Consider the following 230-nt stretch of genomic DNA (forward strand, 5'->3'; position numbering starts at 1 on the left):
GCACGCTGGGCAGGTTGTTCATGACCGATGACAGCAGCGCCGTGGTCACGCCGGTGCCCATGGCCGCAGCCCACCCGCCGTGTTTGGCAAAATAATTCAGCAGTTGCGTCAGGTAGGCGGTAAGGCCGGCGTTTTTCAGGCCGGACACCACCAAATACATCCCCAGCGAAAACACCCCGATTTGCCACGGTGCGTCGCGCAGCACGCGGCGCGTGGGAATCACGTGGCCA

Annotated in this window: 1 protein-coding gene; it reads right to left on the bottom strand. The window is 63.0% G+C overall.

The features are described 5' to 3' along the window. The coding region (locus AC0IW7_RS25125; RefSeq protein ID WP_471821578.1) for an ArsB/NhaD family transporter at nucleotides 1-230 on the bottom strand (230 nt) is incomplete at both ends.

The organism is Pseudomonas sp. AC229, from assembly GCF_979254655.1.